Annotated in this window: 24 protein-coding genes; 6 read left to right on the top strand and 18 right to left on the bottom strand. The window is 62.4% G+C overall.

The window, feature by feature from the left end; all coding sequences use genetic code 11:
- Positions 1–29: 29 nt before the first annotated feature.
- The 6 genes from HBF24_RS13825 to HBF24_RS13800 all read right to left on the bottom strand — a co-directional run bounded on the left by HBF24_RS13825 (position 30) and on the right by HBF24_RS13800 (position 6,170).
- Entirely contained in the window at positions 30–2,171 is a 2,142-nt protein-coding gene (locus HBF24_RS13825; protein WP_167173927.1) for a chemotaxis protein CheA, read from the bottom strand.
- Entirely contained in the window at positions 2,168–2,497 is a 330-nt protein-coding gene (locus HBF24_RS13820) for an STAS domain-containing protein (RefSeq protein WP_343162770.1), read from the bottom strand. The genes HBF24_RS13825 and HBF24_RS13820 overlap by 4 nt, the downstream gene beginning before the upstream one ends.
- A 20-nt stretch (positions 2,498–2,517) precedes the next feature.
- Positions 2,518–2,886 (bottom strand): response regulator, encoded by a 369-nt coding sequence (locus tag HBF24_RS13815; RefSeq protein ID WP_167173921.1) that lies wholly within the window; start codon positions 2,884–2,886, stop codon positions 2,518–2,520.
- 15 nt (positions 2,887–2,901) lie between these two features.
- Positions 2,902–4,068 carry a methyl-accepting chemotaxis protein gene (locus tag HBF24_RS13810; RefSeq protein WP_167173918.1) on the bottom strand — a complete coding sequence of 389 codons (1,167 nt, stop codon included), beginning with the start codon at positions 4,066–4,068 and terminating at the stop codon, positions 2,902–2,904.
- A gap of 402 nt (positions 4,069–4,470) precedes the next feature.
- Positions 4,471–4,842 (bottom strand): hypothetical protein, encoded by a 372-nt coding sequence (locus HBF24_RS13805; protein WP_167173915.1) that lies wholly within the window; start codon positions 4,840–4,842, stop codon positions 4,471–4,473.
- A gap of 635 nt (positions 4,843–5,477) precedes the next feature.
- Positions 5,478–6,170: a hypothetical protein gene (locus tag HBF24_RS13800; RefSeq protein WP_167173908.1), complete on the bottom strand. Its 693-nt coding sequence runs from the start codon at positions 6,168–6,170 to the stop codon at positions 5,478–5,480.
- 894 nt (positions 6,171–7,064) lie between these two features.
- Between HBF24_RS13800 and HBF24_RS13795 the strand changes: the two genes are divergently transcribed.
- The 6 genes from HBF24_RS13795 (at position 7,065) to HBF24_RS13770 (ending at position 14,249) form a co-directional block, all read left to right on the top strand.
- Positions 7,065–8,516, top strand: coding sequence for an N-6 DNA methylase (locus HBF24_RS13795; RefSeq protein WP_167173906.1), 1,452 nt, complete (start codon positions 7,065–7,067; stop codon positions 8,514–8,516).
- 14 nt (positions 8,517–8,530) lie between these two features.
- Positions 8,531–9,763, top strand: coding sequence for a restriction endonuclease subunit S (locus HBF24_RS13790; protein WP_240922585.1), 1,233 nt, complete (start codon positions 8,531–8,533; stop codon positions 9,761–9,763).
- Positions 9,764–9,773: 10 nt separating this feature from the next.
- On the top strand, positions 9,774–10,094 hold the full coding sequence (locus tag HBF24_RS13785) for a hypothetical protein (protein ID WP_167173900.1): 321 nt from the start codon (positions 9,774–9,776) through the stop codon (positions 10,092–10,094).
- 3 nt (positions 10,095–10,097) lie between these two features.
- The gene (locus tag HBF24_RS13780; RefSeq protein ID WP_167173897.1) at positions 10,098–12,395 is read left to right on the top strand and encodes a type I restriction endonuclease subunit R; all 2,298 of its coding nucleotides are present in this window, start codon (positions 10,098–10,100) and stop codon (positions 12,393–12,395) included.
- A 61-nt stretch (positions 12,396–12,456) separates the two neighbouring features.
- Positions 12,457–13,308, top strand: a complete 852-nt coding sequence (locus HBF24_RS13775) for an HNH endonuclease signature motif containing protein (RefSeq protein WP_167173894.1) — start codon at positions 12,457–12,459, stop codon at positions 13,306–13,308.
- Entirely contained in the window at positions 13,305–14,249 is a 945-nt protein-coding gene (locus tag HBF24_RS13770; RefSeq protein WP_167173891.1) for a DUF5655 domain-containing protein, read from the top strand. The genes HBF24_RS13775 and HBF24_RS13770 overlap by 4 nt, the downstream gene beginning before the upstream one ends.
- On the opposite strand, the gene HBF24_RS13765 is transcribed toward HBF24_RS13770, so the two are convergent.
- The 12 genes from HBF24_RS13765 to hflX form a co-directional block, all read right to left on the bottom strand.
- Positions 14,246–14,464, bottom strand: a complete 219-nt coding sequence (locus HBF24_RS13765) for a hypothetical protein (RefSeq protein ID WP_167173888.1) — start codon at positions 14,462–14,464, stop codon at positions 14,246–14,248. The two genes, HBF24_RS13770 and HBF24_RS13765, sit on opposite strands and share 4 nt — an antisense overlap.
- 150 nt (positions 14,465–14,614) lie before the next feature.
- On the bottom strand, positions 14,615–15,871 hold the full coding sequence (locus tag HBF24_RS13760; RefSeq protein ID WP_167173886.1) for a type II toxin-antitoxin system HipA family toxin: 1,257 nt from the start codon (positions 15,869–15,871) through the stop codon (positions 14,615–14,617).
- Positions 15,872–15,873: 2 nt separating this feature from the next.
- Positions 15,874–16,140, bottom strand: a complete 267-nt coding sequence (locus HBF24_RS17375) for a helix-turn-helix domain-containing protein (protein WP_206064342.1) — start codon at positions 16,138–16,140, stop codon at positions 15,874–15,876.
- Positions 16,141–16,299: 159 nt separating this feature from the next.
- Positions 16,300–16,572, bottom strand: coding sequence for a hypothetical protein (locus tag HBF24_RS13750; RefSeq protein WP_167173883.1), 273 nt, complete (start codon positions 16,570–16,572; stop codon positions 16,300–16,302).
- 78 nt (positions 16,573–16,650) lie between these two features.
- A complete protein-coding gene (locus HBF24_RS13745; RefSeq protein ID WP_206064341.1) occupies positions 16,651–17,085 on the bottom strand; it encodes a DNA-binding protein in 435 nt (144 codons plus the stop codon).
- Complete coding sequence (locus tag HBF24_RS13740) at positions 17,054–17,677, bottom strand: nucleotidyltransferase domain-containing protein (RefSeq protein WP_167173878.1); 624 nt, start codon at positions 17,675–17,677, stop codon at positions 17,054–17,056. The genes HBF24_RS13745 and HBF24_RS13740 overlap by 32 nt, the downstream gene beginning before the upstream one ends.
- 288 nt (positions 17,678–17,965) lie before the next feature.
- Positions 17,966–19,846, bottom strand: coding sequence for a 3'-5' exonuclease (locus HBF24_RS13735; RefSeq protein WP_167173875.1), 1,881 nt, complete (start codon positions 19,844–19,846; stop codon positions 17,966–17,968).
- Between the two features lie 291 nt (positions 19,847–20,137).
- Positions 20,138–21,430: an adenylosuccinate synthase gene (locus HBF24_RS13730; RefSeq protein ID WP_167173872.1), complete on the bottom strand. Its 1,293-nt coding sequence runs from the start codon at positions 21,428–21,430 to the stop codon at positions 20,138–20,140.
- Between the two features lie 334 nt (positions 21,431–21,764).
- Positions 21,765–21,953: a DUF2065 domain-containing protein gene (locus tag HBF24_RS13725; protein WP_343162769.1), complete on the bottom strand. Its 189-nt coding sequence runs from the start codon at positions 21,951–21,953 to the stop codon at positions 21,765–21,767.
- Positions 21,950–22,816, bottom strand: coding sequence for a protease modulator HflC (hflC, locus tag HBF24_RS13720; protein WP_167173869.1), 867 nt, complete (start codon positions 22,814–22,816; stop codon positions 21,950–21,952). Before hflC ends, HBF24_RS13725 begins: the two co-directional genes overlap by 4 nt.
- On the bottom strand, positions 22,813–23,907 hold the full coding sequence (gene hflK, locus HBF24_RS13715) for an FtsH protease activity modulator HflK (RefSeq protein ID WP_167173866.1): 1,095 nt from the start codon (positions 23,905–23,907) through the stop codon (positions 22,813–22,815). The genes hflC and hflK overlap by 4 nt, the downstream gene beginning before the upstream one ends.
- Before the next feature lie 163 nt (positions 23,908–24,070).
- A complete protein-coding gene (hflX, locus tag HBF24_RS13710) occupies positions 24,071–25,387 on the bottom strand; it encodes a ribosome rescue GTPase HflX (protein WP_167174173.1) in 1,317 nt (438 codons plus the stop codon).
- Positions 25,388–25,537 lie beyond the last annotated feature (150 nt).

Genomic DNA, 25,537 nt, shown 5'->3' with positions numbered 1-25,537 from the left:
GGCCTGTCTCTCACCTCTATCCTTGCAGGTTAAGCCGCGCTCACGGCAGCCGATGCCGCGCTGGCGCGTGCCAGGGCAGCCTGTCCCGCCTGGTCGACCAGGGCGGGTACGTCCACGATCAGCGCCACCTTGCCGTTACCCAGCACGGTGGAGCCACTGACACAACGCACGCCGGCAAACAACTTGGCCAGCGGCTTGATAACCGTTTGAAACTCGCCCAGCAGGGCATCGACCACCAGGCCAAAGCTGCGCCCGGCATGACGGATCACCACGATGTTGCGACGCCCGGAACGCGCGCCGGTGCCCAGCCCGAACACCTGGTGCATGCCGATCAGCGGCAGCACCTGGCCGCGCAGGTTGGCAAAGTCGTTGTGCCCCACCTGCGAGAACTCCACGCACTCGTCGATGACATCCATCGGAATGACAAACGTGGCGTTGCCCACTTCCACCAGAAAGCCGTCGATGATGGCCAGGGTGAGCGGCAGCCGAATGCTTATCGCGGTGCCCTGCCCTGGTGTACTGTCGATGCTGATGCTGCCGCGCAACGCGGTGATGTTGCGCTTGACCACATCCATGCCCACGCCGCGACCTGACAGGTTGCTGACCTGCTCGGCGGTGGAAAAACCCGGCTCGAAGATCAATTCGTAGATCTCGCTATCCGATAGCTGGCGATGGGCATCGACCAGACCGCGATCGACGGCCTTGGCCAGAATCTTGTCGCGGTTGAGGCCACCGCCGTCGTCGGCAACCCGGATCACGATGGCGCCCGAGTCATGCCAGGCCTCCAGCGTGATGGTGCCGCGCTCGCTCTTGCCGCGCTGGCGGCGCACCTCGGCCGATTCGATGCCGTGATCCATGGCGTTGCGCACCAGGTGCGTGATCGGATCGGCCACCTTCTCGACCACCGTCTTGTCCAGCTCGGTGTCCTCGCCACGGATGATCAGGCCGATGTCCTTGCCCAACTCACGCGCGGTGTCGTGTACCACGCGCTGGAAGCGGTTGAAGGTGGCGCCAATGCGCACCATGCGCAGCTGCAGGGCGCTCTCGCGCACCGCCTGCACCAGCGAAGCCAACGTTGCGCTGCGCTCCTGCAATTCGGGATTACGTGTCTGGCGCGCGGCCAGACTGGTACCGGCCGAAGCGATGATCAGCTCACCGATCTGGTCGATCAGCTGATCCAACCGATCGGCATCCACGCGCACCGAGCGCGACTCGAGCGGCTTGGGCGGCAGCGCCTGAACCGGGGACGGGGCGGACGCAGCCAAAGCCGCGACTTCGCCCTTCACTTCACCGCCAGCGGGCAGTGCATCAGCGCGCGCATCCGTTGGCGATGTTTCCGCCTCGGCGGGCAGGCTGGCGCAGGCGATCAGCCACTGCCGTGCCCGTGCCGCGCCTTCCGGCAGCGCGTCGGCCAGCGCCGCGAACTGCTCGGCGGTGCTGCCCGGCGCCAGAATGCGCAACTCGCAGGCATCGAGCACGAACTCGAACACGCTCTCGATGGCGGCGTGATCGGTCTGCCCGCGCAGCGCGATCTCGAACCCCAGATAGCACGATTCGGCATCGAAGCTACCATCCAAAGGCAGCGCATCGGCCACCGTTTCCACATGCACGATCTGCCCGAGATTGCGCAGATAGAACAGGAACGACAGCGGGTCCATGCCGTGACGCAGCGTGTCGGCGTGAAAGCGCAGGGAGATATGCCAGTGGCCGTCTTCCGCGTCTGGCGTGGACGCGGCATCGGCCTGCGCGGCCAGCGCCTGATCGGCGACTTCGGCCACGGCGCCCTGCATGCACGCGCTGAGTGCCGTGGCCAGCTTGGCGCCCTGCTGCAGCACCGGCGTCGAGGGCTCTTCGCCCGCCGCTACGGCCTCGATCAATGCCACGATGTGATCGCGCGCCGACAACAGCAGACCGGCCATGTCCTCGGACCAGGCCTGTTCGCCACTGCGAAGCTGATCGAGCAGGCTCTCCACGATATGCGTGAACGCCACCACGCCATCCAGGCCGAACAACCCGGCCGAACCCTTGATGGTGTGCGCGGCCCGGAAGATGGCGTGGATATCCTCGCCCGGCTCGGTGGTGGCACCCAGCGACAACAGTGACTGCTCCATCTCCTCGAGCAGTTCGCGACTTTCACCGATGAAGGTTTGCAGCGCCTGATCCAGATTCACGACTCACCCTCCGTGGTCCGGGCTGCCACCCGCGACAGCCAGTCCCCATCCTGCGCGGCGCCGTAGCCCAGCAGCGCGAACACGTCGTTGACGGCCTCGCTGGCCGCGGTGACGTGAAAAGCCTTGCCACCGGCCGCGCCCAGGCGCGCCAGCAGTATCAGCAATTGCAGGCCCGCGGTATCGAACTCGGCCACCTGCGAAAGATCCAGGCACAGCGCCGGACCCGAATCGAACGCCTTGAGCAGCTCATCCTTCAGCTCAGCGGCGCGGTAGATGCTCATGTCGCCGCTAACGCAAAACGACGCACAGTTCCCTTCGTGTGGCATCGGACTCATGGCGCACCTCGTCAGGCCAGGCAGAGCTTCTGCACGGCGTTGAGCAACTGGTCGGGCTTGAACGGCTTGACCATCCAGGCGCGCGCGCCGGCGGCCTGCCCGGCCTTTTTCTTCTCGTCGGTGTACTCGGTGGTCAGCATCATCACCGGCGTGAACTTGTAGGCCGGACGCTGCTTGAGCTCGCGCACGAAGCTGAGCCCGTCCATGCCGGGCATGTTCACGTCGCTGATGATCAGGTGCACCTTCTTGCCATCCAGCTTGTTCAGCGCGTCCTGGCCATCGCTGCCTTCCAGCACCTCGTAGCCCGCCCCTTTAAGGGCAATGGCCACCACCTGGCGCATGGAGGCGGAGTCGTCGACGATCATGATGGTCTTGGCCATGTGCTTGGGTCTCTCTCAAAAAAACGTGATGTCGTCGTCGTTGTTGTTGTTATCGGCGGGCGTGTCCGTGCCGCCGTGATTGCGGTGTTCTTCCACCGTGGCGTAAGAGCCTTGCAGCGCCTGGCGCAGTGCCGACCAGTCGGCCGGCGCCTCGCGCCCCTCGGCCACGGCCTGTTCGTGTTCGGCCAGGTAACGCGGAAACGCCTGAATGTTGTCGCGCACGTGCGAAAGGATCTGGCTGACGCGATCCTGGAACTGCATCAGCACCAGCGCTTCGGCAACTTCACCGCGGATGTCCACACTGGTTTCGCGCAGCAGGTCGGTGGTGTTCTTCAAGCCACCGGTGACGTTGCGCACGTCATCCATCACCTTGACGATGCCTTGCTCGGCGCGATCGAACGCCGAGTGCTCGCTCGATGCCTGCGCGGCGGCGAACGCGGCGTCCATCGATTCGCTGATGGCGTCGATCTTCTTGCTGATCTGCTTGCTGGTCTCACCCGAGGTGGTGGCCAGCGTGCGCACCTCATCGGCCACCACCGAAAACGCACGCCCGGCCTCACCGGCACGCGCCGCTTCCACCGCCGCGTTGAGCGATACCAGCTTGGTCTGCTGCGCCATGGAATTGACCAGCCCGGACATCTCCCGCAGCTGGCTGACATCCTTCATCAGCCGATCCAACTGCTCGAACAGCACATCGCTGCGGTGCAGCGCCTGGCGCAGCGATTCAAGAATGGATTCCAGTTCGGCCTGGCTGGACTCGAACAGCGCCTGCACGTTGCCGGCGTCGCCTTCGTCCGACGACATCGAGGCCACTTTCACCGCCCTCTCCAGCCGATCGACCATGCCGGAAAAGCGCGCGGACAGATCCACCAGCGCCTGCTCGCTCTGGCTGCGCCCGGTCTCGATGTTGCGCACCCACAGCGAGGTGACCTCGCTTTCCAGCGCCTCGGCCGAACCGGCAAAGGAAAGGTGCTCGCTGGCGGACTCCGTACCCGCCGTGGCGCCCGGATCCGAGCGCAGGCGCAACGTCAACACCGTGGTGGCCAGCGCGGCCAGGCAGGTCAGCCCGCGCGTCAGCCAACCGCCGGGCAGCCAGGCCAGAATCGCCGTCAGCACACCGGCGGCCAACACCCACTCATGCGGGCGCGGCCTTCTCAACCGTTGGATGAACTTAAGGTCCATGATCCGTATGAATCCTCGCGACACTTCGAGGGTCAGCCCAAAATGGGAATCTAAAGTCGCGCGCGGCGCGCCTTGCGCCGATCCGTACCGCCATACTGCTGGCGGATGTCCTCTCCCTTTCGATCGCAGGCCGTGCGTGAGCCCACCAGCGATCGATACATCATGACTGCCATCAACGAGGACACGCCCCCGGCCGCTACGCCGTGACCCTAGTTATCGACGCTCCGGCGGATAAGTTGAGAGCTTGCGGGCATGCCATTCTTGTGAAATGCAACACAATTTTTGCAACAAGCCACGGCCATCGGGCCTCAAAGCTAGTGTGCATCGCACCATTACAAGGTTGTAAAAAAAGGCCCCGCCCTTGGGGCGAGGCCTTGTTCACAGGCTGAAATATCGACCGCTTCAGCGCTGCTTTTTGTTCGACTCCACCGGCGCGCCCGGCGGCGTCTTCGGCGTCTTGGTGATCGACTCACCGGCAAACGACTGGCCCTGCTCGGCATGCTTGATGCGCTCATCGTGCGTGCCGCCGCTTTGTGCGCCGGCAGTGTCGCGCACGTCGTCGGTCAAAAGCGGATCCTTCAGGCCGCGATGGCGCAGCGCCGGGTCCAGATCGGACTCGTCCACTTCCTGACCCTGCGGTGACACCGCCGTGCGCGGCATGCGCTCGCCGCGCGTGCCGGAAAGCTTGCTCGCATCCTTGTCGCGACGCGGCTCGTCGGCATTCACCTGATCATCGTGCCCATCGGGCAGCTTGCTGTTCTCGCTGTAACTCATGCTGCGTACTCCTGCGTGGGGGAAAGCTCGCAGGTTTTCGCGCCAGGGTGCCCGCCCTCGGCAGGCACCGGAAAACCCAACCGCAGGCGGCTTGGCGCCGCCCACATCCCCCACGCTACGCCGCCGTGCCTTGCATGGGCTGAATAACCGGTTGAGCTGTTCAAGTTACGGATAGGCGGGGAAACCCCTGCCCCGCGTACCTGGGCGGGCCGCCGCGCCGACACAAGCCGAAATCAGAGGAAGTCGATGAGCGAGCGTGCTGGCATGCGTGCGTATTCCGGGCCAAATGACCAGAGCGCGTTAATAAGTGCACCGCCAACTACTAAAGCATCCTTTAATAGCTGGCCCTAGCCAGCGCCTGCATGCTCCCGCGTGGTGATCAGGCGAGTGTTGCAAGGCCTGACTCACGGGTGCTGTGCATTGACTAGGTGGGCCTCAAGGCGGGAGCCCCGAATGGTTCGAGACGCACCTGTGAAGCGAACACTCGGCAGCGTTGTTCTTGGTGGTCAGCACCGCCAGAGTGATCAGCGATTGTCGAAACGCTAGTGAAGAGCTGCCGGAAGCCGAACATGCGCGCTCCACGCCAGCAAAATGAGCGAAGGGCATCACCGATGATGCCCTCCGCCCTACTCCAGCTACTGATACGTCGGGTGCTCTTGCATCAGGCACGACGTGTTGGCCGTGGGCGCATGTTTTGGCAGCGCCAGATAGCTGGCGTGGGCCTCCTGTACCTCGGTGCTTGACGTGTCGTCGGACTCTGGCGCCAAGTAGTAGATGTCGTCGACGATCTTGCGCAGGGCGGCCACATCCCGATAGATGGCGTCACCCATGATCGACAACGTGGCATCGGAGAGTTCGGCGTGGTCGGCGCAGGCGACCACGTTGCCGACGGCATGCAGGCTGGCCAGGAGCAGGTTCATCTGGTCGACCTGATCCAGGGTGGCGGTGTAACCGCGTGGCGAGGTTACCGCTGCTGCTGACTGGCCGGTTTGCGTTGCCGTGGCCTTGATCGCCGTTTCAGCCTCCTCCTTGGACTTGTGCGCAGGCGGCGCATCGGCATCTGTGGCCGTGGCCTCTTTTATCAGCAGGGCCGGCCAGCCAATCTCGTCCAGCACACCACCGATCTGCTCTTCGAAATGCTCCAGGCAGATGCCTACTTCGCCGGGGCGAATTTCCGCAAACCCTTCCAGGCTCGGGTCGGACTGGCGCGGTCGCGCCAGGTTGGCCAGAAACGTGGCGTACTCGTGCAGCTTCTTCAGCCGCAGCTGGGTTTCCTCCGGCAAGAAATAGCCGGTCGCTTTCGGATCTTCCACTTCGATCATCGACATGAGTGCCTCCTTGTTCCATGGAGTACCCGCGCGCCAGGATGGCGGACGGGAAGTCGGGAGGCTAGAAACCGCAGAGAGCCGGCGGGCTTATTCCCCAAAAGGGTGTTGTATTCACCGCCCTCCCGACGCAGGTGTCACGTCGGTTGTGCCCACGGATGCAGGCACAAAAAACCCACCGAATTGACGGAGGTGGGTACCGCTCTCTGCGGAGTTTCTAGGCTCCTTGCGCTTGAGTCTCCTACCGTGATGGCGAGGAGTCAAGGCGGAAAAGACATCTTTTGATCGCGGCGAACTGCTGGCCCTTCAAGGCATCACAAAGCAGCGGCGGCACCAGGTCGGACTCATCCCCCTCCAGGCCCCATAGCGACATCGCACTTAGCGCCAAGGCGTCCGCTCTCGACAGGAACTGGAAGACCCTACTGCAGGTAGGCGACCTTTGCTGTCTAAGTTCCCAACGCTAGGCTGCTAGGCCTTGCATGAGCTAAATAGTGGGTTGAGCTGATCAAGTTGCGGACAAGTGGAAGCGTCCAGACGGCATGGCATGCCGAGGGAATCCAATAGCCGCCTGCACCTCCCAAGCACTTTCGGGTTTCAACCACGAACCACTTGTTTAGCTGGCTAAGACCAGAAGGTGACCGCATCTGTACAACTAGGAAGGAACCCAATGGTTGGCAGCATCAGGCTGTGTGAATAAGCTTCCACTTATCCAGGGTGAAAAGCTATCCAGGCCTAAGCACTTCGGCAAGAGACGGTTACACTTTGTAGTGTTCAAGGTGAACAAGCGAAACCGCGCCTTCACCTGCACCGCTCCCGCATGGCCGCCTACGGCCAATTCATACACACACACGCTGGCACCCGACCTACGGCTGCTGGCCGAGAAAGCGCGCATCACACATGTTCGAAAACGCCTTCAACAACATCGACAAAGTCATGCGCAACGACGAGGGACTGGCGTCGGAGCTGGACTACGCCGAACAGACCTCCTGGCTGCTGTTCCTCAAGTACCTGGACGACATGGAAAAGGAGTGGCAGGACGAGGCGCTGCTGGAAGGCCGCGACTACACGCCAATCCTCGACGAACCCTACCGCTGGCAATCCTGGGCCATGCCCAGGACCGAAGACGGGGAGCCGGACATCAATGCGGCCTTGACCGGCGACGACCTCATCGAGTTCGTCAACGGCAAGCTGTTCCCCTACCTCAAGACCTTCCGCGAGTCGGTGGACGACCCGGATACGCTGGAATACAAGATCGGCGAAATCTTCTCCGAGATCGCCAACCGCTTCCGCTCCGGCTACTCGTTGCGCGACGCGCTGGAGATCGTCGACCAGCTCAATTTCGGCAGCACCGAGGCCAAGCACGAGCTGTCCGACCTGTACGAAACGCGCATCAAGCGCATGGGCAACGCCGGCCGCAACGGCGGCGAGTACTACACGCCGCGCCCGCTGATTCGCGCCATGATCAAGGTGGTCAACCCGCAGATCGGCGAGACCATCTACGACGGCGCCTGCGGATCGGCGGGGTTTCTGTGCGAGGCCTGGGAAACCCTGCGCCGCGACGACCTGTCCTCGGCCGACTGGGACACGCTGCAGCACCGCACCTTCTACGGGCAGGAAAAGAAGTCGCTCGCCTACGTGCTGGGCGTGATGAACATGATCCTGCACGGCATCGATGCGCCATCCATCCGCCACACCAACACGCTCACCGAGAACGTGATGGACATCCAGGAGAAGGACCGCCACGACATCGTACTGGCCAACCCGCCCTTCGGCGGCGGCGAGCGTAAGGAAGTGCAGCAGAACTTCCCGATCAAGTCGGGCGAGACCGCCTACCTGTTCTTGCAGCACTTCATCCGCAAGCTCAAGGCCGGGGGGCGCGGCGCCGTGGTCATCAAGAACACCTTCCTCAGCAACACCGACAACGCCAGCATCGCCCTGCGCAAGGAACTGCTGGAAAGCTGCAATCTGCACACCGTGCTCGACTGCCCCGGGGGCACCTTTCAGGGCGCGGGTGTCAAGACCGTGGTGCTGTTTTTCGAGAAGGGGGCAAAGACCCGCACCATCTGGTATTACCAGCTCGATCCGGGCCGCAGCCTAGGCAAGACCAATCCGCTCAACGATGAGGATCTGGCCGAGTTCGTCGCCTTGCAGAAGGACAAAACCGACAGCGACAAGAGCTGGACGGTGGCTGTGAAGCAGGTGGACAAGGCCACATGGGACCTATCGGTGACGAACCCGAATGCGCCCAAGGCCGAGCCCCTGCGCAGCCCTAAAGAGATCATCAAAAACATGCTGGCGCGTGACGCAGAGACGGCGAAGATCCTCGAAGACATCCGGGGCTTGCTGTGAACGCTGTCGCCCCAATGGCCCCGCCAAGCCAATCGCGATGGAGGACCGTTCCACTTTCTACCATTTGTACGTTCAAGCCGCCAAAAAGCATTCCCCGAAAAATGCTCACGAACGATACCGAAGTATCTTTCGTACCGATGAACGATCTCGGCGAGTTGGAAAAGCACTTCCAGCCAATGGAAGTCCGAAGATTTGCTGAAGTTGTAAAAGGCTACACCTACTTTGCAGATGGCGATGTTCTTTGTGCAAAAATCACACCCTGCTTCGAGAACGGCAAACTAGGCATTGCTCGCGAACTGAAGAACGGTGTCGGGTTCGGTTCGAGTGAATTCGTGGTGATGCGCCCGAAAGCGGAGCTTTTGTCGGAATTTCTGTACTACTACCTTTCACGCGACACGTTTCGCGAGAGTGGCGCTAGAGTCATGACCGGGGCGGTTGGACACAAGCGTGTACCGAAAGAGTATTTCGAAGACCTCTCGATCCCTCTCCCGCCGCTGGACGAGCAGAAGCGGATCGTTGCGGTGCTCGATCAGGCCTTCACCGCCCTCGACCGCGCCCGCGCCCACGCCGAGGCCAATCTGGCGGATGCGGAGGAACTTCTCGAAAACGGCGTCAACGAGATCTTTACCGCCCCTGCGGACACGTCGAAGGTCATTTCGTTGGCCGAAGCGGTTCATCCCGATTGCAAGCTTTCTTACGGCATCGTCCAGCCGGGCGACGAAGTCGAAGGGGGGCTACCGGTGGTTCGCCCTGTCGATCTGAAAATGCGGATTCTCTCGCCGGGTGGCCTGAAGAGGATCTCACCTGATCGCGCTGAGGGTTATGCCCGCACAAAGCTCGTCGGCGGCGAGTTGCTGCTCTGCGTCAGAGGAAGCACTGGCGAAATGTCGGTCGCTTCTGCGGAATTGGCTGGTGCGAACGTCACCCGGGGAATCGTTCCCATACGCTTTCCGGACGAGTCTGTCCTTCCAGAGTTCGCGTATTTTCAATTGCGTTCGAGGTACGCTCAGGATCAGATTGCAGCCGGAACTTACGGCGCAGCTCTCATGCAGATAAATATCAAGGACCTAAGGAAACTCCGGTTTATTGTTCCCAGCATTGAAGATCAGCAGGAAATCATTTCCCGGGCGGAACTGCTCTACGAGCGGGCTGGGAGTCTTCGAGATATATACGCCACGAAGCTCACGGACATTGCCGACCTCCGCCAATCCCTCCTGCAAAAAGCCTTCTCTGGCCAACTGACCTGAAAGCACCCCCATGGGAACTAAGATCACAAAGAAGCGGGCACGTCTCCTCGCGCAGCTCGAACAGATCGTCGGCAGCAACTGCTACAATGGCAGCATTCAGAACTATGGACCGGGAGGGTCTTTCGAGGGCGCGGGACGCGATTTCAGATATCCTCTCACAGTGGTTGATGCGGATGGAACCAAACGCAAAAAGCGTTCACCAGCGATAGACGAGACGCCTGAAGCCCTTTCTACAGGCTACTATTCTTTCGGTGCCAACCGTCTCCAAATTATTCATGCGCTCAACGAGGTGCTCGAATACCTTGAGACCAATGCCGAACTGAAGCTGTAGCTTATGACAGAGACCGAAGCCGACACACGCGCCAACCGCATCGACCCCGTCCTGCGCGACGCCGGTTGGGGCGTCGTGGAAGGCACTAAAGTCTACCGCGAGCTGATCTGTCCTGGCCGCATCACCGGCGGCGGCGGGCGGGCCAATCCTCTGTCGGCCGACTACGTGCTCAGCTACCGCGACCGCAAGCTGGCGGTGATCGAGGCCAAGCGTGCCGGCCTGGGACACACGGACGGCGTCGGCCAGGCCAAGGACTACGCAAGCCGCCTACAGGCGCGCTTCGCCTATGCCACCAACGGCATCGGTTGGTACGGCATCGACATGCAGACGGGCACGGAAGGCGACATCTACCTGCCTTTTCCCACCCCGCAGGAGCTGTGGGACCGTTGCTTTCCCGAAGGCAATGACTGGCGCGACCGCTTCGGCAAGGTGCCCTTCGAAACCGGCGGGGGCAAGTGGCAGCCGCGTTACTACCAGCACAACGCCATCACCGCCGTACTGGAGGCCATCGCCAAGGGCGATCAGCGCATCCTGCTCACCCTGGCCACCGGCACCGGCAAGACTTCCATCGCCTTCCAGATCGCCTGGAAGCTGTTCCATGCCAAGTGGAACCTGAGCCGTGACCCGGTGCGTCGTCCACGCATCCTGTTCCTGGCGGACCGCAACATCCTGGCCGATCAGGCCTACAACGCCTTCAGCGCCTTCGCTCCCGACGCGCTGTGCCGGATCAGCCCCGACGAGATCCGCAAACAGGGCAAAATTCCGCGCAACGCCAGCGTGTTCTTCACCATCTTCCAGACCTTCATGACCGGCGAGGGGCAATTCACCTTCGAAGGGTACGAGCCGGATTTCTTCGACTTCATCGTCATCGACGAGTGCCATCGCGGCGGTGCCAAAGACGAAAGCACCTGGCGCGGCATCCTCGAATACTTCGAGCCCGCCGTGCAGCTGGGCCTGACCGCCACGCCCAAGCGCGACGCCAATGCCGACACCTACGCCTACTTCGGCGAGCCGGTCTACACCTATGCCCTTAAGAAAGGCATCAGCGATGGCTTCTTGACGCCGTTCAAGGTACGGCAGATGGCCAGTACCTTGGATACCTATAAATTTGGGGACGGGGACAAGGTGATCGTCGGCGAGATCGACCCGGAGAAGGAATACACCGAGGCCGATTTCAACACCAAGCTGATCATCGACGCACGCGAGGAAAGCCGCGTGGCCGAGTTCATGGACCAGATCGACCAGCGCCAGAAGACGTTGGTGTTCTGCGCCACCCAGGACCATGCCGCGCGGGTGCGCAACTTCATCAACTCGATCAAGGACAACCCCGATCCGCACTACTGTGAACGGGTCACGGCGAACGACGGCAAACTCGGCGAGCAGCATCTGCGCGAGTTCCAGGACAACGAAAAGACCCTGCCGACCATCCTGACCACCTCGCACAAGCTGTCCACCGGCGTGGATGCGCGCAACGTGCGCAATATTGTGCTGCTGCGCCCGATCAAGTCGATGATCGAGTTCAAGCAGATCATCGGCCGCGGCACGCGCACCTTCGACGGCAAGGACTTCTTCACCATCTACGACTTCGTGAAGGCCTACGAGCACTTCAATGACAAGGAATGGGATGGAGAACCACTGCCGCCCGAGGAGCCGAAGCCGGGCCCTCGCGAGTACCCAAAAGGGACCAGAGGTGGAAGCGGCGAGATCAACGAGCCGCCGCCCGTTCAGAAAATCGTGGTCAAGCTCGCGGACGGCAAGGAACGGCAGATTCGCTATCTGACAGCGACGACCTACTGGTCACCCGATGGCCGCCCTGTCACCGCCCAGGAATTCATGCAGCAGCTCTTCGGCGATCTGGAATCGCTGGTGGCCTCCGAAGACCAGCTACGCACGTTGTGGAGCGACCCGGAGCGCCGCGAAGCCTTCATACAGCGCCTGACCGAGCTGGGCTACGACGCCGACCGTTTGAACGACATGCGCCGCCTGATCGACGCGCCGAATAGTGACATTTTCGATGTACTGGCCTACGTCCGCTTCACGCTGGCGCCCCTCGCCCGCGCCGAGCGTGCGACCGCCGCGCGCAAGTCCGGTCTCAACGGCTACGAGTCCGAGATGCGCGAATTCCTCGACTACGTACTCAACGCCTACGTTAACCGCGGCGTCGACGAACTCTCACCGCGCAAGATCGCCGACTTCCTGCGCATCCGCTACGGCGGCGTCAACGACGCCAAGCGCGTACTGGGTGCTGTCCCAGCCATCCGGCAGGCGTTCATCGCGGTCCAACGGCATCTCTACGAGTGACATGACATAGGCTTTGATCGAAGCAATAACGGTTACAACAAGGACATAAGGGGGTTCCAGGATGAACATTGATCTCGAAGATATCCGGCCAACGACGCACCAGCGAGTCATGGATCTAGTTGCGGACGCCGGTATCGATGTAAGCGACTGGGGCAATTACAAGCGCGGCCCGGATCACGCCGCGAGTAACCCTAAATACTGTTACGAATGGGCATTCGTAGAGCCCGAGCAGCGCGTGGTCCTTTGCCTGTGGTTCGACCATATGCTCGAGGAAGAAGGCTATGTGCGTCAGCGCCACAACTTCAGACGTTTTGCCATGGAACTGGAACGCATCTCCGGCAAAGGCACTTGGGCGAAACGGGCACGCGCGCTGGATACAGCAATCCAGGACGCTGCGCGTGACAAGCTGCCACTGCGGGTCATTATCTGCGAAGGCGAGATACGCGACGTGGAAGAAGAAGGATCCGAGGCGTCACGTGTACACCGGCGACTTCTGGACCCCCAGCCATGGGCTGTAACTGCTTACGACTGGATGACGGGTGATGCGGTGCTAACGCGATCTGCATCACCAAACGCCTTCGCTGATCAATTCACCTTGGCGGAGGAGCGTTCCGCCTCCGCTCAGCGAGTCGCTGTCTCGGGGGAAAAGTTCGTTCGTGATCCCGGCATTCGTGCTGCTGCACTGGCACGGGCTCAAGGGCAGTGCGAATTTTGTGGTGAGCGCGGTTTCTCGATGTCCGATGGCCGAACGTACCTAGAAACGCATCACATCATCCCTCTATCGGAAGACGGGCCTGACGCAACCGAGAACGTCATTGCTCTGTGCGCAAACCACCACAGGGAAGCTCATTACGGAATAGGCAGGCAGAAGATGCGTGAGACTCTCCAAGCCAAGCTTCGGAACAGGTCATGAGCGATATCCAACTCTTTCAGCTGAGTTCAGGCCACGCCACTGAACTGAAGGGCAGCGCATCAGACCTCGAAAAGCCGCTGCAAACGCTCATCGAGAGCAATCTCGATACTTTGCTCGGCATCCGCTTTCTCGCTACCGAGTACTCAACTGGCAAGACGCATGGTGGTCGGATCGATTCCCTGGGTCTGGACGAGAACCATTGCCCCGTGATCCTGGAGTACAAACGGTCAACGGGCGAGAACGTCATCAACCAAGGGTTGTTCTATCTTGACTGGCTGATGGATCATCAAGCCGAATTCAAGCTCTTGGTGATGGAGAAATTGGGCCGAGATGCCTCGGACTTGATCGACTGGGGCGCTCCGCGTCTTGTCTGTATCGCGGCAGATTTCACCCGCTACGACGGTCATGCAGTACAGCAGATCAATCGCAATATCGAACTCGTGCGCTACCGCAGGTTCGGCGACGACCTTCTGTTGTTGGAATTGGTCAACGCCTCAAGCACCACCCGGGGTAACGGCAAGCCCTCGAAAATCGCCGCACCAGTGACAGACTCTTCATCGTCTCCGACGCGCAGCAGCGGAACTGACAAGAGCTACGCCGAATGGAGTGCAACGCTACCTCAGGACATGAAAGATCTACTTACGTCTCTTGAGGACCATATCGGATCACTGGGTGACGATGTCCAACGCAAGGAACTGAAGCTATACGTCGCGTTCAAGCGTCTAAAGAACTTCGCCACGATCGTGCCTCAGAAGAGTCGATTGTTGCTGTTCTTGCATCTGAACCCCGATCTGCTTTCCGCGATACCTCCCAATGCTCGCGACGCTCGCCAATTTGGTCATTGGGGGACTGGAGACCTTGAGCTCTCCATCGCCAGCTACGATGACTTCGAAGCCGCAAAGCCGCTCATCCTTGCGGCTTATGAGGGTTTAAGCCCTTAAGCGTAGAGGAAGATGCTATGACAAAAAGCCCCACCGAAGCGGGGCTTTTTTGTATCGCAATACTGGCCCGCCCAGGCGAACGGGTCGTCCAGCACAGTGGAGTTGCTGCGGTCGGCGCCCGTGGCGATCAGGGCCAGGCGGCAGCCGGAGGGTTCTTTCACGGCGCGTAAGTAGCGCTGGCGGCGGCGAGCAGTTTGTTCGGTAAACCTTCTCATTACACCTTCCCCCCCCCCCCCAGAAGTGAAATTTTCTCGTACAAAGCGGGGATTGCTATCCGCTAGACTCGCCAAGAAAGGCGATGGCCCTGGGCAGAGGCAGGTTGCAACAACATTTCCTGCCGCATATGTCACAACAGCCCGCCAGGATCAAGGGTCGACCTGGTACATGCGCTCACGCAGCCATCCGCCCCGCGTATGGATGAGTTCCTGGAAATGTCCAAGCAAGCGACTGTGCTCGCTCAGGGATAGATCATTCGCCACGTTCGGCATCTGTTGGTCGATTGCGTTCAGCAGTCCCATGGCCCGCCGGCGGAGCTGGGTGAAGTTGAGACCTACGGCGTCGCACATGCGCTGCCAATGTCGGCCCATCAACCAAGCGGGCCGGCGTTCACCACCGATGGCCATGGCCAGCTTGTCGGCAAGGGCGGGCCAGTAGGCTGTGGACAGAAGGTCGTATGCTGGCGCCAGTCGCAGCCGCCCGTCAGGCGCAAAGAGCATCGCCATATTCTTGGCGTGTGCATCGGCGTTGCCGATGAGGTAGTTGAATAACGTCCAATCAACCAGCTGCAATCGGTCACGGGCCGGTAGCACGCTATGTGCGTCAACCAGGGCAAACAGGTCGCCCAGGCCAGGACCGCCATCCACTTCGTATTTTTGACCCGGGAGCACACCCGCCAGCTGGCAGAAGTCGAGCTGATGCAAGCGCTGTATGCTGCCTTCCTCGACGATGCGATCGAAGCGACGCACCAGCAACACCGGATCTGGCGCATGAATGATCTCGACCGGCGCTACAGGTAGTCCCACCGACTGTGCCAAGCGCAGGCAAAACGCCTCGTTGTAGACGGAATCCGGGTATAGCTGCTCGGGCTGCAAGGCGGGCTTGAGAATGTGCGTGGATGGCGCTCCGCCCATGGGCAACGAAAATTCCCCGTTGTCATAGCGCACGGGAATTTTGTTTTGCGCACCCGCCATGGACAGGCGCAATTGGCCATGCAGCTGCAGCAAGGGAATGTTGTCGTGCAAGGCCTTGAGGTCGCGACGCACATCTTCCATGAGATAGGGTCTATACGACCCTTCGCGGGGGAGGACCGCCTCTTCTTCCGGAACAATCTCAAAGGCGCCTGCACACTCGCGGCCGAATGCCTCGAGCAGGCGATATACGTTGGCGCGGGGCAATCGACGCAACCGGCATAGCGTGTCCAGCACGGGACCTTCCGGCAACAGGTTGGCGAAAAAGGCCAGAACTTCGTCGCTGGGAAGTTCATCGTCGCTCAACGGCAGGCGTGTTGAGAGGGGAAAGGCGGTGGGGCGTTGCAACCAATCGCGGAGGTAGTGAAAGACCAGCCGCCCTTTTCGCAGGTCGAGCTGCCCCACCGTATCGCCACCATATCGGACGAGCAGCATGCTCAGCGCTCCTTCACGACGACATGCAGGCCCAGTGCCTTGAGCACCCGAAGAGCGCTGCCCAAACGAACGCTTTCGCGACCGTTCTCTACGGCGATCAAGGTGTCTCGGCTTACGCCGGATGCAAGCGCCAATTGATCTTGGGTCAGCCCTGCCCCCACGCGCGTGGCACGCACGCGCTCACCCAAAGCGCGCAGCTCGGGATCATCGCCTTGGCGCGCATGGCGCCTGGCTCGTGCGGTAAAGTTGGTTGAATCCGACTTTTTCACTAACGCCCGGTCTCACGCCACATAAGTTGGCCAAAGCCGACTTTCCTTCCAGCAGGCCTTATTTGTCAACAAAAGTCGGCTACAAGCGACTTCTCACGCTACCGCTCAAGAAAAAGCCGCGCCGAAGCGGGGCGTTTTCATCCTAGCCCTGCCCCTTCCTCAGGGAGCAATCCACTGAAAGATCACAGCCAGCACCGGCTTGAACTGCACCAGCGACAGTGGCTCTGGCAACCCAAGCATCTCCACACCACGGCGCAGCACGTCCATCGTGTCGCGCTTGTTTAGGTTCTTGCGCACGCGCTCGGCGCGGCGCTCGGCGGCAGATGCACCGTGCGCTTTGCTGAGGCTGCCCCAACTGTCTGATTGCGTGGCCTCGATCCAGGTCGAGAGGTCCGGCAAATAGCGTCCGTACGCGATCAAAATGCTTCGCATCGCCGTCTTCGTGCGGCCAAGCGTGCATACCGAGGTACTCACAAATGGCCATCTGAATGAGAACGTCCTTGCGCAGATTCATCGCCCCCTGAGCAATTCAGGATTATTCGTGCGCAGCCACTGCTCGGTGTGCGCCAGAAGTTTGCCCGCCTCGTCCACGCAGGCGACGAGCGCGCCCTCCGTCACAGGGTCGCCTTCGTAGTCGCTGATGTTGCGTTGCTTGCGCAACCCATCCAGCACAACCAGCGTTGGATTCGGAATATCCATGGTCTTGGGCAACGACTGAATGGCTGTTCGGTGGTGTCCCGGTTTGCTGGTCACGGTGCGGTAACCGTTGGCCCAAAGGCCCAGCATGGCGCACTGCATGATGCACTTGTAGGCGGCATCAAAGCGGGTGTCGGTGCTGACGGCCTCGACCTTCGCATCCGTCAAGTTGCGCCTGGCCGCCTCCAGAAGCTTCACGACATCCTCCGCGCTTGCTTCAAAGGCTTGTAGCAGTTCGATCGCCAGCAAGTTTTGCAAGGTCATCCTTATCCCCTGTCAGAAACACGTAAGGGCGCTCCAGCACCCGCCGCACAAACGCATCACTGCGCTGCATGCGCTTGCGGAACTCGTCCGCCGAATACAGCACCGGGTTCACCTCACGCTGCAACATCTGTTGCGCCGGGTAAAGCGCCTGCATTAGATCGGCAAAGCCCAGTGCTCCCACCACCAGCACGTCGACATCGCTGTTTTCCGACTGGGTGCCACGTGCCATTGAGCCAAATACCAAGGCCAGATCGATTCGATCAAGCAACGGTGACAGCGCTTCCTGGAGTGCCGGGACCATGCCGTGCGTCTTGCGGAACATCGAGGCCAGGTCGTCGAACAACGGGCATAGAGGGTTCGCCTGATAGCGCACCTGATTGCCCTGTTCGCCGCGGCGCAACAGTCCGGCCTGACTCAACTTGTCCAGCTCGCGTGTCAACGTTCCCGGGTTCACTCCCGTCAGCCGCGCCAGCTCGCGCAGATGGAAGGCTTGCCCCGGATTCAGCAGCAGCTGCGCCAACACCCGCTGCCGGGTGGCCGGGAACAGAAGATCCATGAGGGCAGAAGTGTTGCTCATATAGCAACGATTGTTGCTCTTTTTGCAACACCCTGGCAAGCCACTGGCGCCAAAATTCCCTCGTGAGCATCTGGTAACGAAGGCGCGATTCGGGCCTTCGATGTGGCGCAAGCTCAGTTCTCGTTGTAGCCACGCTCCAGAAGCAGCAGCGCGCGCTTCAGATCGCGCCGGCGTTATCAGGGCACAGTCCCTTATTTGGAGCGACATCGCGTCCAGAACTCCAGGGGTACCGGCTTGCACTCGTCCCAGCCGTCGGCATCCATGCGTGGGTGTTGGTCCACGCCATGCTCATGCACTGGCCGCTGCCGGTTCGTCCTGCAGTTGCTGCTTCACGCCGTGGATCGCATCCTGGATTTTCCGCGTGAAATCGGAGTGCTCGCCGCAGTAGGTCATGATCAGGCGATCGATGGCGCGGGTCATGGCGACGTAGAGCAGGCGGGCATCGTCGCTTTCTTCCTCGCCTTGATGCGGCATCTCGGCCAATCCGGGGATCAACACCAGACCGAACTCCAGACCCTTGCTGGAATGCATGCTGACGATCTTGACGGCGTCCTCGGCGCCGTAGAGAGCGGCACGGCCGCGCGCGGAAACACCGGACGCGTAGCGGATGCCGGCCTGTGCCAGGGCCTTTTCCGCCGCCCGGCCCTGGCTCGCGGAACGATAGATGACGGCCATGTCGCTCAAGGCTCGCCCCTGGTCCTGCGCGTCTCGGATGCGCGCGACCAGGCATTGCGACTCGTCCCAGTCCGACTCGCAGCGGATCAATTCCGGAAAGGCGCCGCGGCGGCCGGCGCTTTCCGGCGCCACCACCGGCACGCCATCCTCGGCGGCGGCGCGCTCGCTCAACAGCTCGGTGGCAAAGGCGCGGGCCACCGACAGCACTTCGAGCGTGTTGCGATAGTTGAGGCGCAGGATGGTGGTACGCCCCTGCGCCTGGATGCCGACGCTGGCGAAACTGAAATCCAGGCTGCGCTTGCCGCGGTAAATCGCCTGCGCATCGTCGTACAGCACCAGCAATGCGTTGCTCTGCGGATCGATCATCTGCACCACCAGCTTGAACCAATCGGGCTGGAAGTCGTGTCCCTCATCGATCAGCACGGCCGCATACTGGGCGCGCGGAATGTGGTCCTTGTCGACACCGTCGATGGTGCACTCGACCATTCGCGCCATCTTCTCGTCGACGGACATGCGCCCTTCCGGCAGCGGCAGATGGTAGGTCTGCAGCATGTCGCGGCACCAGGCATGGAAGCTGCGCACACTGACCTTGTCCGCCAGCCCGCGCTCGGCCATCACCTGCTGCAGGCGCCCGGCCAGTGAACGGTTGTAGCACAGCACCAGAATGGGCTTGGTCGCGACCTGTGCCAGATGCGCGCAGCGATAGCCCAGGATCATGGTCTTGCCGCTGCCGGCCACGCCGTGGATGACGCGGTGCCCTTCGCCCAGCGAGCGCGCCAGTTGCTCCTGCTGCACGTCCATCACCTTGAGCAGCGACGGCAGCGGCGCTTCACTGTCGGCGAACAGGCCGAACTGGCCAGGCGCCGAGTTGACGCGCACCTCCGGATAAAGGTGATAACGGACGCGGTCTATCTGCGGCAGCGTCAGGCGGCAGGGGAATACCTGATGGAACATGTCCCACAGCCGCTGCTGGAACTGTTCCGCGTCCACCGATTCGGCCATCTCGTCCTGGAAGATGACGCGCTGCGGGTCGAGCACCTGCGCCAGGTCGGTGGTTTCGAACTGGCGCCGGGTAATGCGTGTCATGACCACGCCCCAGCCGTAGGGCATGACCAGATCGCCGGCGCGCGGCGCCCCCGGTGGCTGCAGCAGCGCCGGGTCTTTCTGCAACGCTACCTTCACCTGCAAGGCGTAGACGCGCGCCTGCGCCATGGGGTTACTGACCGTCTTGAGCCGGCCATCGACGAACAACTCGGCCCGGCCCTTATCCATGGAGCGGATGGTGTCCAGCTTCCAGTCCTTGACCTCCAGCACCAACACCCCGCGCTGTGGATGCAGGATCACGAAGTCCGGCTGCAGCGCCTTGGGCCCGACGGGTACGTTGAACCAGCACAGGTAATCCTGTTCCAGCTTCTTGTCCAGGCGTTCGGCCAGGCGGCGCTCGCCGCTGGTATCGAAGCGGCAGGCGCTTCGGCTGGGGAAAAATCGGGCCATGAGCGGTGCTCGTTCCTTGGCAAGATGACGATCCTAGTCGTTATCGGCCATGGCACGCCATGATTGAAGACACAACTTGCACAACCAGGGTGCACGCCGCCGCGTCACCTGATTCGGCGCCAGCAACAGCGATGACGACAACGGCCGCCGATCCAGTTTCGCGATGGTCGCTTTGGACCCGCGGGCGAAAGGCCATTCGCTTTATATGGCCAACAACGAAAAAGCCCCGCCGAAGCGGGGCTTTTTGCACCCTGACCCTCTCCCGCAGGCGGGAGAGGGCTGGTCGGAGATTTACGCGAACGGATCGTCCAGCACGATGGTGTCGTCGCGGTCGGCGCCGGTGGCGACCAGGGCCAGGCTGCAGCCGGAGAGTTCTTCCACGGCGCGCAGGTAGGCGCGGGCGGCGGCGGGCAGCTTGTTCCAGTCGCGGATGCCGGCGGTGGATTCTTCCCAGCCCGGGAATTCCAGATACACCGGCTTGCACTCGTCCCAGCCGTCGGCGTCCAGCGGCGCCAGCTCGCGGCGCTTGCCGCGGTATTCATAGGCGATGCAGACCTTGATGGTTTTCAGGCCGTCGAGCACGTCCAGCTTGGTGATGGCCAGGCCGTTGATGCCATTGATCTGCACGGCGCGCTTGAGCGCGACCAGATCGATCCAGCCGCAGCGGCGCGGACGGCCGGTGCTGGCACCGAACTCGTTGCCGACCTTGGCGATGGTGGCGCCGATGTCGTCATGCAGTTCGGTCGGGAACGGGCCGCCGCCGACGCGCGTGGCGTAGGCCTTGCAGATGCCCAGCACGTAATCGATGTCACAGGCGCCGACGCCGGTGCCGGCCAGCGCGCCGCCAACGGTGGTGTTGCTGGATGTGACGTACGGATAGGTGCCGTGGTCGATATCCAGCAGTGCGCCCTGGGCGCCTTCGTACAGGATGTTGCCGCCTTCGGCGCGCACGTCGTGCAGGATGGTGGCCACGTCGTCGACCATCGGGCGGATGAATTCGCCCCAGGCCAGCGCGTCGTCGAGCACGGTCTGGTAGTCCACCGGATCGCACTTGAGCCACTGGGTAAGCACGAAGTTGTGGTAGTCGACGGCGATCTTGATCTTCTCCGGCAGCTCGTGCGGATACATCAGATCGGCCACGCGGATGGAGCGGCGCGCGACCTTGTCTTCGTACGCCGGGCCGATGCCGCGACCGGTGGTGCCGATGGCCTTGCCGCCGGCGGCCGCCTCGCGCGCCTTATCCACGGCAATGTGGTAGGGCATGATCAGCGGCGTGGCCGGGCTGATCTTGAGGCGCTCGCGCACGGCCACGCCGTTGCCTTCCAGCTGCTCGATCTCTTCCTTCAGCGCGGCCGGCGACAGCACCACGCCGTTGCCGATCAGGCACAGCGCGTCATCGCGCAGGATGCCTGAGGGAATCAGGTGCAGCACGGTTTTCTTGCCGCCGATGACCAGCGTGTGGCCGGCGTTGTGGCCGCCCTGGAAGCGCGCCACCGCGCCCACGCGTTCGGTCAGCAGGTCGACGATCTTGCCCTTGCCTTCGTCGCCCCACTGCGCACCCAGAATGACTACAGACTTGCCCATGGTGTTTCTCGCTATGCCTTGTGATGCCCCGTTGCCGGAGCGTTTGATGCGATACCTGGCCTGGCGTTTTTAGCCCGGGGGCGCAGGTGGCGCACCTTGCCAATGACACACGCCGCCGCCTCGCTCAGTGAGGCGACCGCGCGATGGACGCACGAAGGCCCTCGCCGAGCCGCACACGCCCCCTTGTGCGTGCGGACGGGTCAACAGACGCCTCGTACCGTGTTTTCGTTGTGCTCAGCTTGTTATGGATGGTGATCCGGCAGCCTTCGGCACGCCGGGCACCGTGGCGAACGGGCCGCTGTACCCGTCACGTCCACTTTCATTTTTGCCGGCCCTACTTGACCAGCTGAAGCAGGGCCAGTCCACCGATGACCGCCACGGCGCCGGTGATGCGCAGCATGCGCGGCGGCATCTCGGCGGCCTGGCGCATCATGCGCTGCCAGCCGCGGGGCATGGCAAACAGCACCAGCCCCTCGATCACGGCGACCAGACACAGTGCCGCGGACAGCTCGTGCGACATCATGGCTTGCCGTCGGCGGCCTCAAAATATTTGAGGAACGGCGAATCGGGCTTCATCACCAGCACGCCCTTGCCGTCGCTGAAGGCCTTTCGATAGGCCTGCAAGCTGCGATAGAAGTCGAAGAACTTCGGGTCCTGATTGTACGCCTTGGCGTAGATCTGCGCGGCCTGCGCATCGCCTTCGCCACGGATCTTGGCCGCATCGCGGCGTGCGTCGGCCAGCATCACCTGGCGCTGGCGATCAGCATCGGCGCGGATTTTCTCCGAGGCTTCCTGACCGGTCGAGCGCAGCTCATTGGCCAGTTTCTTGCGCTCGGCGCGCATGCGGTTGTAGACCGAATCGGACACTTCCTCGGGCAGGTCGATGCGCTTGATGCGCACGTCCACCACGGTGATGCCCAGCGATTTCTGCGTGGACTTGTCGGCCAGTTGGCGCACACGCGTGGTGATGTCCTTGCGGCCGCCTGAGATCAGCTCGTCCAGATGGCGGGCGTTGACCTCGAAGCGCAGCGCATCCTTGACGATGGGCGTCAGGCGCTGCACGGCCTGCTGCATTTCACCGGCGGTGGCCTGATAGAAGATGCGGTTGTTGGAAATGCGCCACTTGACGTAGAAGTCGACGTTGACGCTTTTCTTTTCGACGGTGAAGTAGCGCTCGGGCTTGGCATCCAGGTTCTGGATGCGCGCATCAAAGCGCAGCACCTGCTGCACGAACGGCAGCTTGAAGTGCAGGCCCGGCTTGTCGTTGGTGCGCTCGATACGACCGAACTGCAAGACGATGGCGTTCTGCCCCTCGTGCACGATGAACATGCTGTTGAGGCCCAGCACCACAATCAGCACGGCAACAATGGCGGAGGTGATCTTCATTGGCTGCCTCCCTGCTTGCCGGTCTTCTTCAACACGCCCACACCAGGCAGCGAGGCGGAAATCTGCGTGGAGTCGTCATCGTCTGACTTGGCCTTGCCCTGTTTCAGGTGATCCATCGGCAGATAGATGACATTGCGACCACCGCTGCCGTCGACCACCTTGGCGTTGTCGGCCAGCACGCCCTCGACCGTTTCCAGCCACAGGCGCTCGCGGGTGACCTCTGGCGCCTGCTTGTATTGCTTGAGCAGCAGGTCGAAGCGCTCGGCATCACCCTCGGCACGGGCCACGCGCTCGGCCTTGTAGCCGGCTGCCTGCGCGCTGATGCGCGCCACTTCGCCACGCGCCTCGGGAATCACCTGGCTGGCATAGGCGTGCGCCTCGTTCTCGATGCGCTGCTTGTCTTCGCGCGCCTTGTTGACGTCATCGAACGCTTCCTTCACCTGGTCGGGTGGCGACACGTTCTGGAAGCTGACCTCGGTGACGACGATGCCGCAGTTGTAGCTGTCCAGCGTCTTTTGCAGCGCCTTGCGGGTGTTGGCGACCAGCGCGGCACCCTGCCCGGACAGCAGCGTATCCATGTTGGAACCGCCCACCACCGAGCGCACTGCGGCCTCGGCGGCCTGGTTCAGCGTCTCGTCCGGGCGCGACATGGAGAACAGGTACTTGAAGGCATCGGAGACCTGGTACTGCACGTTGAAGTCCACCGTGACGATGTTCTCGTCATTGGTGAGCATGCGCACGCGGTCGGACACCGAGCGCACCTGTGTGGTCTCGACCTTGTCCACCGATTCGATCGGCGAGGGCAACTTGAAGTGGAAGCCCGGCGGCAGCGTGCGCGAGAACTGGCCAAAGCGCAGCACCACGCCCACCTGACGCGCATCGATCACCGTGTAGGAACTGAGCAGCACCCAAGCCAGAATGATGGCCACCAGCACCGTGATGATGCCGCCGCCACCGCCGCCCATGCGTCCCAGGCGAGCCCGGATGCGCTTGAGGATGTCGTCCAGATTGGGGCCCTTGCCGCCGCCACCGGAGCCGGGTTTGCGGCTCCAGGGATCGCGCTGACCCCCACCAGGTTCGTTCCAGGCCATGTTCGCTCAGCCTCCTGCAGGCAGGTCCAGCACCGACGCGCTGCGCCGGGACGGGACACGATGCCAGGGTTGTGGGATTTTTCCGCTTCAAATGTCTTCCGCCTGATGCGCTGCAAAGCGCCGGCGGACATAAACAAACGCGGTAAAGTCTAGCAGATCGACGCTACCACTCGTCGTCCGATTCGGGCGCGATCAGCGTGTGCAGCACGCGCGCCTCTTCGCCGCGGCTCTCGCCGGCCAACGGCGCCAGCACCGAGTACGGTGCGTCGATGCTCAGGTGCCAGCCGTCCTCGTCGACGCGCTCGCCGGTGATCGCCCTCAGCGCGGTAAGCCGTGCATGCAGGCGTCCGGCCGACAACGGCAGGTCCAGCTCGGCCTGCACGCGGTGGCCACCCAGACGCTCGCCCAGCGCCTGGCGCAGCAGGTCCAGGCCCTCGCCACTGGCTGCCGACAGCCATACCTCGCGCGGCGAACCGTCGACGTTGCGATCCAGACGCGGTTCGGCGCCGGTCATGTCGATCTTGTTCATGACGCGCAGCTGCGGCACGTCGCCGGCGCCGATTTCTTCCAGCACCGAATCGACCACCGAACGCAAGCGGTCGCGCTCCTCGTCGGCGGCATCGCTGACGTGCAGCAGCAGATCGGCGTCGCGCGCCTCGGACAGGGTGGCGCGGAAGGCGGCAACCAGGTCATGCGGCAACTCGCGAATAAAACCGACGGTGTCGGCAATCACCGCCGGCCCGCAGGAAAGATCCTCGATGCGGCGCACGGTGGGGTCGAGCGTGGCGAACAGCTGGTCGGCGGCATACACGCCACCGGTGGTGATGGCGTTGAACAGCGTGGACTTGCCGGCGTTGGTGTAGCCGACCAGGGCCACGCGCGGCACCGTGTTGCGCAGACGCGCGCGGCGCTGCTGCTGACGCTGCGTGCCGACTTTTTCCAGCCGCTGGGTCAGCGCCTTGACGCGGACGCCGAGCAGGCGACGGTCGGTTTCCAGCTGGGTTTCGCCGGGACCGCGCAGGCCCACCGAACCACCGCGCTGGCGCTCCAGATGGGTCCAGCCGCGCACCAGGCGCGTGGCCAGATGCTTGAGCTGGGCCAGTTCCACTTCCAGCTTGCCTTCGTGCGAGCGCGCGCGCTGCGCGAAGATGTCCAGAATCAGGCCGGCGCGATCGACCACGCGCACCTTGAGGTGGCGTTCCAGGTTGCGCTCCTGCACGGGCGTAAGGATGTGGTCGACCAGTACCACATCAGCTTCGTTGGCCAGCACCGACTCGGCCACTTCGTCGGCTTTGCCGCTACCGATGTAGAAGCGCGGACTGGGCGACTCGACTCGCGCGCTGACGCGGTCCAACACCTCGACACCGGCCGAGCGGGCCAGCTCCACGAACTCTTCGGCGCGCCGCTCGGCATCGCCGTCGGCACGTGAGTGCGGCAGCACCAGCACGGCGCGCTCGCCTTTCTTCTGTCTATCAAACAGGGCTTATTACTCTCTTTATGCGGGAAAATGGCATAGGCACACCGTCACCTTGCGCGGCACGGCGTGAAACATGCGTAGTGTAGGCCCAGGACCCAGGCGCACGACAGCGCCGCCATGCCTTGGGTTGGCACGACGACGCGGCCGACACGA

The sequence above is a fragment of the Oleiagrimonas sp. C23AA genome, from assembly GCF_011759385.1.
Lineage (GTDB): Bacteria > Pseudomonadota > Gammaproteobacteria > Xanthomonadales > Rhodanobacteraceae > Oleiagrimonas.
This window is presented reverse-complemented; position numbering and strand designations above follow the sequence as displayed.